The sequence below is a fragment of the Clostridia bacterium genome (assembly GCA_035628995.1).
In the GTDB taxonomy this organism is placed as follows: domain Bacteria; phylum Bacillota; class Clostridia; order Lutisporales; family Lutisporaceae; genus BRH-c25.
The window spans coordinates 297597-311838 of record DASPIR010000023.1 but is presented as its reverse complement, the minus strand read 5'-3'; the positions used below and the strand labels follow the sequence as shown (position 1 = coordinate 311838).

Genomic DNA, 14242 nt, shown 5'->3' with positions numbered 1-14242 from the left:
GGCGATAGCCGCCTTTTTAACAATATACGCATATTACATAGGAGGCGAAATAAAATGATTGAAGCTTCAGCTGTTAAGGAATTAAGAGAAAGAACCGGCGCTGGTATGATGGACTGCAAAAAAGCCCTTACAGAAAGCAACGGAGACATGGAAAAAGCCATTGAAATTCTTAGAGAAAAGGGACTTGCTGCCGCAGCTAAAAAAGCTGGCAGAATCGCAAGTGAAGGCATAGTTGACGCGTACATACACGGGGGCGGAAGGATTGGAGTTCTTATCGAAGTTAACTCCGAAACAGACTTTGTTGCCAAGAACGAAGAGTTCAGACAGTTTGTAAGAGACATGGCAATGCAGGTTGCAGCTACTAATCCTTTATATGTGAGAAGAGAAGAAGTTGATCCACATGTAATAGAGAAGGAAAGAGAAATATTTAAAGCTCAGGCTTTGAATGAAGGAAAACCTGAAAAAATCATTGAAAAAATGGTAGAAGGCAGAATCGAAAAGTATTACAAGGAAATTTGCCTGCTTGAACAGCCCTTTATAAAGGATACAGACAAGACGGTGCAGGATATGCTTTCTTCAATGATTGCAAAAATAGGCGAGAACCTTTCCATAAGAAGATTCGTAAGATTTGAAAAAGGTGAAGGCCTGGCAAAGAAGGAAGACAACTTCGTTGAGGAAGTAATGAGCCAAATGAAGAAGTGCTGAAAAAATATGGGAACACTAAGTGTTCTCTTTTTTTTGAAAATCAGAAGGATTTTTTTAGAATTTGTAGAAATTTTATGCTTAATTGGAGGTATAATATATATGAGTGACGTAAAGTATAAAAGAGTGATACTGAAAATTAGCGGCGAAGCACTGGCTGGAGATAAGGCTTCCGGATTGAATCACGATACGCTTCTGAGCATTGCAGAAAGAATAAAGACACTGAGGGAGCTCCAGGTAGAAGTGGCTATAGTAGTTGGCGGCGGTAATTTCTGGAGAGGCAGAAGCGGCGAGGGGATGGACAGGACAACTGCCGACCATATGGGAATGCTTGCGACAGTTATCAATGCTCTGGCAATGCAGGATGCCTTAGAAGGAATAAACGTGCCTACACGTGTGCAGACAGCCATTGAGATGAGACAGATTGCAGAACCGTATATAAGAAGAAAAGCGATAAGGCATTTGGAAAAAGGAAGAGTAGTGATATTTGCATCCGGCATAGGCAACGCATATTTCTCTACTGATACTACAGCTGCCCTTAGAGCTGCAGAAATTGAAGCAGATATTATACTGATGGCCAAAAAAGTTGACGGTGTATATGACTGCGATCCGGTTACAAACAAAGATGCCAAGAAATTTGATAAGATATCATATATTGATGTAATAAACAAGGGATTAGGCGTAATGGATTCTACAGCAGCATCCTTATGCAGGGATAATAAAATACCAATACTTGTATTTGACCTCAAAAACCCTGATAATATAATTAGAGCAGTTATGGGTGAAGAGATAGGCACAGTAGTAAAGGAGGATTAGCAAATGGTTAAGGATATTGAAAAAGGCATGCAGGATAAAATGGAAAAGACCCTGAGCGTATTGAGGCACGAGCTCGCTACACTGAAGGCAGGACGTGCAAATCCTAGTCTTTTGGATCGGATAACTGTAGAATACTACGGAACAGTTACACCTTTAAACCAGCTGGCAAACTTAGCTGCCCCGGAACCAAGGGTACTTACCATAACACCATGGGATACCAAGTCTATTCCAAGCATTGAAAAAGCTATACTAAAGTCAGATTTGGGCATCAATCCTTCAAATGATGGAAAGATGATTAGACTTGTTGTACCACAGCTCACAGAGGAAAGAAGAAAAGATCTGGTGAAAGTAATTAAGAAGCTTGGTGAGGATGCCAAGGTAGCTATAAGAAATATTCGACGTGATGCCAATGAACATCTTAAGAAGCTTAAGAAAGATGGAGAAATAACCGAAGATGTACTTAAAAAGTCTGAAGAAGATATACAGAAGATGACAGATAAATGCATTAAGGAATCGGATAGTGCAATGGCAATAAAAGAAAAGGAAATAATGGAGGTCTAATATACTTGAGTAAAATACCTCTAGTAATAGGATATAAGCTGGATAAGGCTCTTCAACTAATAGGTGGCAAGCAGAATATTATAATTGATTCAACATCAACACCCTACGAAGATAAAAAAAAAGAAAGACAGGGAAATACACCTGTTGTTGTCAGACAAAGAGTAATAAATGACGAAATAAAACTTACTACAACATATTTCGCGAAAAACACTTTACATTAGTAATTCATGTTTCGCGAAATGTTACCTTGATTGTTATTGAATACGCACAATGCACTAGAGGATTACTTATATGCGTTCAATATAGTCTATTTAAATAGTTTCCCTCATTTTGAGGGATATTTTTTTAAGATTGAGAATTTATTTATATGTGGGTTCTTAATGAAGGAGGTTTTTGGATGCTGGTAGAAATTGATATGAATAGGCTTCCAAAACATATCGCTATAATAATGGATGGCAATGGGCGTTGGGCACAAAAAAAGGGCCTGCCAAGAGTCGTGGGACATAAGGCTGGCATGGAGGCCATCAAGGAAACAGTAAGAGCCTGCAGCGACTTGGGCATAAAGATATTGACCGTCTATGCCTTTTCTACAGAAAATTGGAGACGTCCTCAAGATGAAGTAAGCTATCTTATGAACCTGCTGGTGGAGTATATGAGAAAGGAAGTAAATGCACTTCATAATAACAAGGTAAAGATTAAATTACTTGGAGAAGTGGACATACTTCCCAATCAGACAAGAAAAGAGATTAAAGAAGCCCTTAAGCTTACTGAAAATAACGAAGGGCTGCAATTCAACATTGCATTGAATTATGGGGGCAGAGCCGAGATATTATATGCCTGCAAAAAGCTTATACAGGGGGTAAGTGATGGAAGCATAGATAGTGAAGCTGTTGATGAGGCATTACTTGCAAAGTATCTATATACGGGCAGTGATCCTGACCCCGATTTGATAATTAGAACTAGTGGGGAACAGAGGATAAGCAATTTTCTGCTTTGGCAGGGGGCATACAGCGAGCTGGTTTTTGTCGATCAGCTTTGGCCAGACTTTGATGAAAAGGTACTTCGTACGGCTATAAAAGAGTATCAAAGCAGGGACAGACGTTTTGGCGCGTTGAAGTAGTGGAGGTAAAAATGTTAAAGATAAGGGTATTAAGTGCGATTCTTGGAATACCACTTATATTATTTGTTTTGTATTTTAAGGGGCTGTATCTATATTTTTTTGTCACAGCAGTCTCATTAGTAGGTCTTTTCGAGTATTATAGGGCAATGAACAACATAGCTATTAAAACTAATAGAATTTTTGGATATATTGCAGTTATAGTGTACTATATTATGTTTCTTATGCCCATTACCTTTGATAGGCCTGGGTTTCTCATTGTTTTTTCAGTTATGATCTTATTCACATATGAAATACTTACACAAAAGCATAATATAACAGAAATATCTATAACTCTTCTGGGGATTGTTTATATACCATTTCTATTCAGCCACCTTCTTTTCATAGAAAAGCTTAGATATGGAAACATAATACTGTGGCTGCCATTCTTGACTGCATGGTTTACCGATACTTTCGCGTATTTTGTTGGGGTTTACATGGGTAAAGTGAAGCTTTCCCCCAGGATCAGCCCTAAGAAGACTGTAGAGGGAGCATTAGGCGGTATTGTCGGTTCCGTTCTTTTAAGTACTCTTGCGGGTCTTATAATAAGCAGTTTTGGTGTAGATATAAAAATCGTACATTATGTAATTACGGGATTTCTATGTGGCATCGCATCAGAGCTCGGAGATTTAGCCGCATCATATATAAAAAGATACACTGGCGTTAAGGATTTTGGAAATATTATTCCGGGACACGGAGGAATACTTGATAGATTTGATAGTATTTTGTTTACTGCACCGATAATCTATTACTACTTTGTACTTGTTGGAGATATGATATAGGGCTGGTGCGGGGTGTAGGGAACGCATTGTATGCGTTCCGCACTAGGGGCGAACAGTGTTCGCCTATACATAATTCGAGGATTTAGGTTAGGAGATAAACATGAAAACATTATCTATACTAGGGTCGACTGGGTCTATAGGCACTCAGACCTTGGAGATAGTAAGGGAAAACAATCAAAAATTCAAAGTTGAAGCTTTGGCAGCCAATTCCAATATTGACCTGCTGGAAGCTCAGGTAAGGGAATTCAGACCAGAGATGGTTGCTATAGGAGATGAATCCCAATACGAGGAGCTAAAAAGGCGTATAGGCGGCCTGACACATATAACAGCAGGATTGGAAGGCGTTGTAGAAGCTGCAACTGCAGAGAAATGCGATACTGTTCTTTCTGCAATTGTAGGTATAGCAGGGCTGATTCCTACATATAATGCCATAAAATCAGGCAAGAACATAGCACTTGCCAATAAAGAGACGCTGGTTACTGCTGGCAGAATCATTACCGAAGAAGTTAAGCGGTGCAGAGTGTCGATGCTCCCGGTAGATAGTGAGCATTCTGCAATATTCCAGAGTTTAGACAGCAGTAGACATAGTGAAGTATCCAAAATTATACTTACGGCTTCCGGTGGGCCTTTCAGGACTAAAACTATGGAGGAGCTTAGGAATGTTACAATTGCGGATGCCTTGAAGCATCCCAACTGGTCAATGGGCAGAAAAATTACAATAGACTCAGCTACACTTATGAACAAGGGTCTTGAGGTAATCGAGGCCAGGTGGCTGTTTGATATAATGCCGGAAGCAATAGAGGTATGCGTGCATCCGCAAAGCATTATACATTCTGCAGTAGAATATGTTGACGGCGCTGTGATTGCACAGCTGGGACTTCCAGATATGAAGCTGCCTATTCAATATGCACTGACTTACCCGGAAAGGCTTCCAATTGGAGGAAAAAAACTGAGCTTAACTGATATCGGCAGTCTGAATTTCTATAAGCCTGATATCGAGAAGTTCAAATGCCTGGGATTGGCATTCAGGGCACTTTTCATGGGGGACAGTGCATGTGTGGTTTTAAACGGAGCAAATGAGGAAGCAGTAAGATTATTCTTGGATGGTAAAATAAGCTTTCTTGATATAGGGTGCCTGATTGAAAAAACTTTAGATAAGCATAAAGTAATGAATAATATGAATATAGATGATGTGGTGGCTCTTGACCGATGGTCCAGGGAGACGCTGCTTAGTTTGTATCAAGTGGGGTGTATAAGATAATGACATTAATTATTGCAATACTGGCATTTAACGCAATAGTCTTCTTGCATGAAGGAGGACATTTTTTAGCTGCAAGGCTTGGGGGAATAAAGGTTGTAGAATTTGCACTTGGAATGGGACCAAAGATTATTGGCAGAAAGTTTGGAGATACCATGTACTCTTTGAGGGCATTTCCTATTGGCGGATTTTGCCTTATGCTCGGGGAGGATGAGGAAAAAGGAGATCCGGGTGCCTTTAATAACAGACCGATAACAAGCAGAATAGCGTCAGTTATATCTGGACCCTTAGCAAACCTGCTGTTGGCAGTAATGATTTATTCATTGACAATAGCTGCTGTAGATGCACCCATAATAGGTCAGGTTACGAAAGGGATGCCGGCAGAGAAGGCAGGTATCGTTGCCGGTGATAGGGTTGTTGATATAAATGATGTCATCGTTAACAATTGGCAGGAAATGAAGCCGGAAATCGCCAAGCATGAAGGTGAGAATATTACAATAACCTTAGAGAATAGAGGCGTTCAAAGGGATGTACAGCTTACACCGGTTAAGAATCCGAGTATTAATGATGTCGTAATTGGTGTGGCGCAGCAAGTGAAAATTACTGGATTTTCTCTGACTAAAGGGATAGAAAATACCACGACTGTAACAAAATTAATGCTGAACTTCCTTGGACAGCTAGTGATGGGAAAGGCTGATGGTGGTGAAGTAAGCGGGCCTGTTTCAATTTTTGTTTATATGAATGATGCCGCAAAGTCAGGACTTGTAAGTGTGCTAAGTATCTCGGCAATTATAAGTCTTAACCTGGCGATATTTAACCTTTTACCTATACCGGCTCTTGATGGTGGCAGGTTGTTGTTTCTCTTTGTTGAGCTTATAAGAAGAAAGCCTGTACCTGCAGAAAAGGAAGGCATGGTTCATTTTGTGGGACTTGTGGCACTTATGGGGCTTTCACTATTCCTGGTGTATAGAGATATAATTAAGTTTAATTTGATTAATATATTCAGGTAGGGTGTAAAATGAGAAGAAATACTAAAAAAATAAGAATTGGCGATAGATATATTGGAGGCGGTGAGCCCGTACTGATACAATCTATGACTAATACCAAGACCCATGATGCTGTTGGAACGGTAGAGCAGATAAAAAGGCTTCAGGAGGCAGGATGTGACATTATAAGAGTGGCAGTGCCGGATATGGAAGCTGCAAAGGCTCTAAAATACATAAAAAGTCATATCACTATACCGCTCGTTGCGGATATACATTTTGACTATAGATTAGCAATTCAATCAATCCAAAATGGCGTTGACAAGATAAGAATAAATCCCGGAAACATTGGAGATATGGAAAGAGTTAGACAAGTTGCAGAAGCTGCCAAGGAGAGGGGAATTCCGATAAGAATAGGAATCAACTCAGGCTCCTTGGAAAAAGAAGTGCTTAAAAAGCACGGTCACCCCACTTCAGACGCATTGGTTGAAAGTACATTGAATAATATAAGGCTTATGGAAGCTTTTAATTTCAATGATATTGTAATATCAATAAAATCTTCTGATGTTATGCTTACCATAGAAAGCTATATGAAGGCTTCCAAAGTTACAGACTACCCTCTTCATTTAGGGATTACAGAAGCAGGAACAGTTCTCGCAGGGTCTATAAAATCTTCTGTTGGCTTGGGAATTCTGCTTAATAGCAATATAGGCGATACGATAAGAGTCTCTTTGACAGGGGATCCAGTGGAAGAGGTATATGTTGCAAGGGAAATACTCAAAAGCTTGAACCTCATAAAGAGAGGGATAGAGATAATATCCTGTCCGACCTGTGGAAGAACAAATGTAGATCTCATAGGAGTAGCAAAAGAAGTGGAAGCACGAACCAAGAATATAGTTGTTAAGAAGCCCATGAAGCTTGCAGTTATGGGCTGTGCTGTAAACGGTCCAGGAGAAGCAAAGGAAGCAGACCTGGGAATTGCAGGCGGCCAGGGAGAGTTTCTACTGTTTGTAAAAGGGAATATAGTGAGAAAAATACCTCAGGAGAATGTTATAGAAGAGCTTCTAAAAGAAATTGATGCTTATCAATCCGAATAATTTTAACAAGCAAAGCCATCCTATACTATTAGAAATAAGTCCAAATAGGAGGAACTACGATGAATGTAACTGCAATAATTCCTGCTTATAATGAAGAACTGACCATTGCAAGCGTAATAAATTGCTTAAGCGATGTAGATAGAATTCAAAAAATAATAGTAGTCAGCGATGGCTCAACTGATAGGACTGCAGAAATAGCAAGGGAATGCGGCGCCGATGTTATCGAGTTGCAGGAAAATGTCGGAAAAGGCGGAGCGATAAAAGCAGGGGTCAACGAATGTGGATCAGAAGTCATACTTTTTCTGGATGCAGATCTAATCGGCCTGAAGGAGAAGCATGTAATAGATCTTATAAAGCCGGTCATAGACAACTATGCAGATATGACCATTGGAATATTTAGGAATGGCAGAATGGTAACAGACCTTGCACAAAAGGTTACTCCATATCTCTCTGGACAGAGGGCTATAAAAAAGAATATTATCGATAAGATACCCAACATAGATATAACAAGATACGGCGTCGAGGTGGCACTTACAAAATATGTGGAAAAGTTCTCAATACGAGTTCAGGAGGTTGAGCTTCCTGATATGACCCATGTGACAAAGGAAGAAAAACTTGGACTTATAAAGGGAGTGCATGCACGTCTAAAAATGTATTGGGATATTGTGAAGATATTAAGCAGCTCGAATAATAAAAAAGAATTGAAGTAAAAATATCATTAGTATTCCTATTGGGTATTGGCACGAGGTGCGAGGTGCGAGGTACGAGGATTTGAGCATATGCTTCGAAGACAGTACTTTAACCACGAACCCCGAACCACGAACCCCGTACCAGAATACATTCGGAGGTCAATATGCAAAGCAATACCAAGATAAATTCGGAGTTTTTTCTGAAATACAAGGACAAGTTCGAATTGAGAAAGATAAGGATTAAGAAGAAAGCCAGAGAGTGGGAGCTTGTAATAAGCTTAAAGGGACTTATTTCAATATCCGAGCTGAATAAAATTGAAGCGCAAACCTCTGAGTACTATGGTTTGAATGGAGTACGAACCGTTATTGAAGATTCAACCATAAGCATAGGAGCAGAAGAGTTCATTGCTTCCCATTGGGAGGATTTGAAAGGCGTAATCATTGCAAATAACCCGTCTTTTACGGGTTTTCTTATGAACTCCACTATTTATAATGAAAGCAGCATAATAAAGCTTAAGGTAGCATCCAAGGAAGCTGCGAGCTATTTGACTTCAAAAAAGTGTCACAGCATAGTAGCTCAGTACATAAAGGACTATTTCAACATAAATTCGCAGGTTTTGATATGTTTCAATGAGGAAGAGAAGCTTTGCAGCGATGAATACATGAAATGTTATATTGAAGAAGAGAATAAGATTGTAGCGGAAGCCTTAAAGCCGAGTAATGGTGCCAAGGACAGCAAAGACAAAGCAAAAGAGCGAAAAGACGCTGTCATAATGGGTAGAGGCTTTAATGACATTCCTATAAGTATAGCTTCAATAACAGAGGATTCCGGCAGGGTAGCTATTCAAGGAAGCATATTCAATACTGAAGTAAAAACATTGAATAATGGAAGGACAATTATAGTATTCAACGTGTCCGATAATACCAATTCCATTACTGCGAAGATATTCATTAAAGAAGAAAATGATACAGCTAAGCTGGTTGAAAATATAACTAATGGAAGATATGTCAGGATAAAAGGGGATATACAATACGATACGTATATTAAAGAGCTGGTTATATTCCCCAATAACATGGTAGAAGCGGAAAAAACAATCCGTACAGATAATTCTGAAGAAAAAAGGGTAGAGCTGCATGCACATACAGGTATGAGCAGCATGGACGGAATATGCTCTGCCACCGATCTTGTAAAAAGAGCCAAGGAATGGGGACACAAAGCCATTGCGATTACAGATCATGGGGTTGTACAGGCTTTTCCTGAAGCTTATGAAGCATCAAAAAAGCACGGAGTAAAAGTCATATACGGGGTTGAAGGATACTTTGTGAATGATGGTGCACCTATAGTATATAACTCCGGAAGCAGAAGCTTTGATGACGAATTCATAGTATTTGACATAGAGACAACAGGTCTTTATCCAATAAAAGACAGGATCACCGAAATAGGTGCTGTAAAAATTAGGCAGGGGCAGTTGGTGGACAGGTTCTCCGAGCTTATTAATCCTGAAATGCCTATACCTGATAATATCACCAAGCTGACAGGCATAACTAATGCTATGGTCAGAGACAAGGATACAATAAAGGAAGTATTGCCAAGATTCCTTGAATTTGTAGGCAGTTCGACCCTTGTTGCGCATAATGCCAGCTTTGACTGCGGTTTTATCAGAGCAAAAGCTGGAGAGCTGGGACTAGCAGTCAGCAACGTTTCCATTGATACACTGCAGCTTTCAAGAATGCTTCTGCCTGAACTGAAGAAGCACAAGCTCAATCTGGTATGCGAATATTTGGGAATAAGCCTGGAAAACCATCATAGAGCGGCTGACGATGCAGAAGCGACAGCACAGATGATGCTGAAATTCATTGAAATAATGCGTGACAAAGGAATACAGAATATAGAAGATATCAATAAACTTGCCTCAGGAGAAGGAAGCTATAAAAAGCTGGATTCCTATCATATTGTTCTGTTGGTAAAAAACATGACAGGGCTTAGGAACCTTTACAAGCTTATATCAATGGCACATCTGGACTATTTCTATAAAAAGCCCAGAATACCAAAGAGCCTGCTGATGCAGTATCGGGAGGGAATTATTATAGGTTCAGCCTGCGAGGCTGGAGAAGTGTTCCGGAATATAATGAACAGTGCAGACGAGACTACCATAACTGAGAATGCAAGGTTCTATGATTATTTGGAAATACAACCTAACGGTAACAACGATTTTCTGCTTAGAAACGGCAAACTTGCAAACAAGGGAGAGCTTGAAGCTATAAATAAACGTATTGTCGAGCTGGGCAAGAAGCTTAATAAATTGGTGGTTGCTACAGGAGATGTACACTTCCTTGAGCCTGAGGATGAAATATACAGGCGTATTATTATGGCTGGACAAGGATACTCGGATGCTGATGAACAGGCTCCTTTGTATTTCAAATCCACTGATGAAATGCTTGAAGAATTTAAATATCTTGGTAAGGAAATTGCTCAATCAGTAGTAATACAGAACCCAAATAAGATACTGGAGCAAATAGAGGATATAATACCAATACCAGAGGAGACGTACCCGCCAAAGATTGAAGGCGCTGAGGATCAGATAAGAGAGATGACCATGAAAAAGGTTCACCAGGTTTATGGAGAGGTGCTGCCTGAGGTTGTTGTAAAAAGACTTGAAAAGGAATTAAACTCTATAATAAACAATGGGTATGCAGTATTGTATCTAATAGCACAGAAGCTTGTTGCCAAGTCTTTGAAGGATGGCTATCTTGTCGGCTCCAGAGGTTCTGTTGGTTCCTCCTTTGTTGCAACTATGTGCGACATCACTGAGGTTAATCCGCTGCCGCCACATTACCTATGTCCTAAGTGCAAGCATTCGCACTTTTTCCTGGATGGCTCTGTAGCGTCAGGGGCGGATCTTGAAGATAGGAATTGTCCAGAATGCGGAACAGTACTCATAAAAGATGGTCATGATATTCCCTTTGAAATGTTCCTGGGCTTTGATGGAGACAAAGAGCCAGATATAGACTTGAATTTCGCAGGGGAATATCAACCTAAAGTACACAAGTACACCGAAGAGCTTTTCGGAAAGGGTTATGTATTCAGGGCAGGCACTATCGGCACTATTGCAGAAAAGACAGCTTACGGATATATTATAAAATATTATGAAGCAAAGGGCATAAAAGTTAACAGCGCCGAAATGAACAGGCTGATAAAGGGTTGTACTGGAATAAAGAGGACTACAGGGCAGCATCCTGGCGGAGTTATGATAGTGCCCAACTATACTGATATATATAATTTTACTCCTATACAGAGACCTGCAGACGATACAAGCTCAAGTATAATAACCACACACTTTGATTACCATTCAATTAGTGGAAGACTTCTTAAGCTTGATATACTCGGTCATGACGTACCGTCAATAATAAGGATGCTGGAAGATATAACAGGCTTTGGTGTAAATAACATACCGTTGGATGACTCAAAGACCATGAGCCTATTTACAACGACAGAAGCTCTCAATATAAATCTGGATGAAATTGATTGCAAGGTCGGAAGCTTAGGAATACCTGAGTTCGGTACAAAGTTTGTAAGACAGATGCTTATAGATACACAACCGAAGACTTTTGCAGAGCTGGTGCGTATTTCAGGACTTTCACACGGCACTGATGTGTGGCTGAACAACGCCCAGGACCTTATAAAAAATGGTACAACGACTCTTAAAGGAGTTATTTCAACGAGAGACGATATAATGCTTTTCCTGTTGCACGAGGGAGTGGAACCCAAGACCTCCTTTAAAATAGCGGAGGATGTAAGAAAAGGTAAAGGTTTGAAGCCTGAATATGAAGAGGCTATGAAGGCGCAGAATATTCCCGAATGGTACATACAGTCCTGTAAGACTGTAAAATATCTATTCCCTAAAGCGCATGCCACTGCATACGTAATGATGTCCTTCAGGATAGCTTATTATAAAATATATTATCCTGAAGCCTTCTATGCCACTTACTTCACAGTAAAGCTGGATGATTTTGATGCAGATTTGCTGACAAGAGGAATAGATTCAGTAAATGCTAAATGGATAGAAATCGATAGATTGGGGAATAATGCAACTACAAAGGAAAAGAATCTTATGACCCTGCTTGAGTCGGTTTATGAAATGTATCTCAGGGGTATAAAGCTTTTACCGGTAGACCTTTATAAATCTGATGCAAGCAAATTCATTGTAACTGATAATGGGATACTGCCACCGCTGGGATCACTTCAGGGTGTAGGGACTAATGCAGCTCAGAATATAGTGAATACGAGACAGGACTCAAGTTACATATCAATGGACGACCTTAGAGAAAGAGCCAAGGTTTCAAAGACTGTAATAGAGATAATGAAAAACCATGGCTGCTTGAGCGGAATCCCGGAAAGCAATCAATTAAGCTTATTCTCCGCTGGTGGCGGTTTGGAAGTATAATGACGGAATATGATGAAAGTAAAAACTTGCATGTGATTGCAAGAAGTGCTATAATTTTTTAGTGGGCAGGAAGATTATGCTTTTCCTGTGTTACAGAAAAAGATGAGACTGTAATAAACAGTACTTGTCAAATGACTTTTAAGATTAGAGTGGGCAATCCCACTCTTTCGTATTAATATGGGTATAATAAGTTAGAATAACAAATAAAAGGAGAATCAAATATGGCAAAACGGAAGGTTGAAGATATAGTCTATGATTTGGCAAAGCCCATAGTCGACAGGAACAACTTCGAGCTTGTGGAAGTAGAGCTCAAGAAGGAGGGTGCAGACTGGTACCTTAGAGTGTACATAGACAAAGAAGGCGGAATAACAATAGATGATTGCCAAGCCGTAAGCCAAGAGCTCAGTGACTTGTTAGATGAAACCGATCCTATCGAACAGTCATATATATTTGAGGTTTCTTCACCAGGTATAGACAGACCTCTAAAAACCGACAGAGACTATGAGAAAAACAATGGCAAGTTGGTTGAGATAAAGCTATTCTCACCATTGGATGGCAAGAAAGCTTATGAAGGTGTGCTTAAGGGACATACAGCCGACAAAGTTGAGATAGAAGCTGATGGAAAAGATATACACATAGAAAAGATCTCTATAGCCTTAATAAGGCCTGTAATAAAGTTTTAATTAATTATTGGATGGGAGGGAGCAAAAAATGAATGGAGAGTTTCTACAGGCGTTGGATCAGATAGCCAAAGAAAAGGGAATTTCTAAAGAATTACTTATTGAAGCAATTGATGTTGCGCTGGTTTCAGCCTTCAAGAAAAACTTCGGAACCTCACAGAATGTGAAGGTCACAATAAGCAGGGAAACAGGTGAAGTAGACGTATACGCTCTCAAAACAGTATCTGAGGAGATTGAGAGTGATTTACTTCAGATAAGCCTCCAGGATGCGAAGGCTTTAAATAAGAATTATGAAATCGGTGATGTGGTTGAGATGAAGGTTACTCCTAGGAATTTCGGGAGAATAGCAGCTCAAACAGCAAAACAGGTTGTTGTACAAAGGATTCGTGAGGCTGAAAGAGGCATTATATTTGACGAGTATATAAGCAGGGAAAATGAAATAGTGACAGGGCTTGTGCAGAGAAAGGAAAAGAACAGCGTATTTATTGATTTGGGTAAGACAGAAGCTATTCTTGGACCTGGAGAGCAGACGCCCAACGAGGTATATAACATAGGAGACAGAATAAAAACTTTTATAGTTGAAGTAAAAAAGACTACAAAAGGCCCTCAAATAGTACTTTCAAGAACTCACCCGGGACTTGTGAAGAGATTATTTGAGCTTGAGGTTCCCGAAATACAGAAGGGCATAGTTGAAATAAAGAGCATTGCCAGGGAAGCTGGCTCAAGGACAAAAATAGCGGTATACTCTCATGACGAGAACATTGATCCTGTTGGAGCATGTGTAGGACAGAGAGGTCAGAGAGTTCAGGTAATAGTTGATGAGCTAAAAGGGGAAAAGATAGACATAATTGAATGGAATGAAGACCCTGTAATATTTGTCGGAAGCGCATTAAGTCCTGCAAAAGCATTAGGTGTTAACATAGACAAAGAAATGAATGCTGCAAGGGTTATAGTGGGAGATACTCAACTTTCACTCGCCATTGGCAAGGAAGGTCAGAATGCAAGGTTAGCGGCTAAGTTAACCGGATGGAAAATAGATATAAAGAGTCAATCGCAGGTATCTGGTACTTAAA

Annotated in this window: 13 protein-coding genes; all 13 read left to right on the top strand. The window is 39.9% G+C overall.

Annotated elements, in window-relative coordinates; all coding sequences use genetic code 11:
* Window positions 1-54: 54 nt before the first annotated feature.
* The 13 genes from tsf (at window position 55) to nusA (ending at window position 14241) form a co-directional block, all read left to right on the top strand.
* The gene (tsf, locus tag VEB00_08345) at window positions 55-705 is read left to right on the top strand and encodes a translation elongation factor Ts (protein ID HYF83021.1); all 651 of its coding nucleotides are present in this window, start codon (window positions 55-57) and stop codon (window positions 703-705) included.
* Between the two features lie 99 nt (window positions 706-804).
* Window positions 805-1518 (top strand): UMP kinase, encoded by a 714-nt coding sequence (gene pyrH, locus VEB00_08340; protein ID HYF83020.1) that lies wholly within the window; start codon window positions 805-807, stop codon window positions 1516-1518.
* Window positions 1519-1521: 3 nt separating this feature from the next.
* The gene (frr, locus tag VEB00_08335) at window positions 1522-2079 is read left to right on the top strand and encodes a ribosome recycling factor (protein HYF83019.1); all 558 of its coding nucleotides are present in this window, start codon (window positions 1522-1524) and stop codon (window positions 2077-2079) included.
* Between the two features lie 5 nt (window positions 2080-2084).
* Window positions 2085-2300 (top strand): hypothetical protein, encoded by a 216-nt coding sequence (locus VEB00_08330; GenBank protein HYF83018.1) that lies wholly within the window; start codon window positions 2085-2087, stop codon window positions 2298-2300.
* Between the two features lie 176 nt (window positions 2301-2476).
* Window positions 2477-3199: an isoprenyl transferase gene (locus VEB00_08325; protein ID HYF83017.1), complete on the top strand. Its 723-nt coding sequence runs from the start codon at window positions 2477-2479 to the stop codon at window positions 3197-3199.
* 11 nt (window positions 3200-3210) lie between these two features.
* Window positions 3211-4017 carry a phosphatidate cytidylyltransferase gene (locus VEB00_08320; GenBank protein ID HYF83016.1) on the top strand — a complete coding sequence of 269 codons (807 nt, stop codon included), beginning with the start codon at window positions 3211-3213 and terminating at the stop codon, window positions 4015-4017.
* 100 nt (window positions 4018-4117) lie between these two features.
* Window positions 4118-5278 (top strand): 1-deoxy-D-xylulose-5-phosphate reductoisomerase, encoded by a 1161-nt coding sequence (locus VEB00_08315; protein HYF83015.1) that lies wholly within the window; start codon window positions 4118-4120, stop codon window positions 5276-5278.
* Window positions 5278-6285, top strand: coding sequence for an RIP metalloprotease RseP (gene rseP, locus VEB00_08310; protein HYF83014.1), 1008 nt, complete (start codon window positions 5278-5280; stop codon window positions 6283-6285). The genes VEB00_08315 and rseP overlap by 1 nt, the downstream gene beginning before the upstream one ends.
* A gap of 8 nt (window positions 6286-6293) precedes the next feature.
* Window positions 6294-7355 carry a flavodoxin-dependent (E)-4-hydroxy-3-methylbut-2-enyl-diphosphate synthase gene (ispG, locus tag VEB00_08305; protein ID HYF83013.1) on the top strand — a complete coding sequence of 354 codons (1062 nt, stop codon included), beginning with the start codon at window positions 6294-6296 and terminating at the stop codon, window positions 7353-7355.
* 59 nt (window positions 7356-7414) lie between these two features.
* The gene (locus VEB00_08300) at window positions 7415-8065 is read left to right on the top strand and encodes a glycosyltransferase family 2 protein (GenBank protein ID HYF83012.1); all 651 of its coding nucleotides are present in this window, start codon (window positions 7415-7417) and stop codon (window positions 8063-8065) included.
* 143 nt (window positions 8066-8208) lie between these two features.
* Window positions 8209-12489: a PolC-type DNA polymerase III gene (locus tag VEB00_08295; GenBank protein ID HYF83011.1), complete on the top strand. Its 4281-nt coding sequence runs from the start codon at window positions 8209-8211 to the stop codon at window positions 12487-12489.
* A 221-nt stretch (window positions 12490-12710) separates the two neighbouring features.
* On the top strand, window positions 12711-13172 hold the full coding sequence (gene rimP, locus VEB00_08290; protein HYF83010.1) for a ribosome maturation factor RimP: 462 nt from the start codon (window positions 12711-12713) through the stop codon (window positions 13170-13172).
* 28 nt (window positions 13173-13200) lie between these two features.
* A complete protein-coding gene (gene nusA, locus VEB00_08285) occupies window positions 13201-14241 on the top strand; it encodes a transcription termination factor NusA (protein HYF83009.1) in 1041 nt (346 codons plus the stop codon).
* Window position 14242 lies beyond the last annotated feature (1 nt).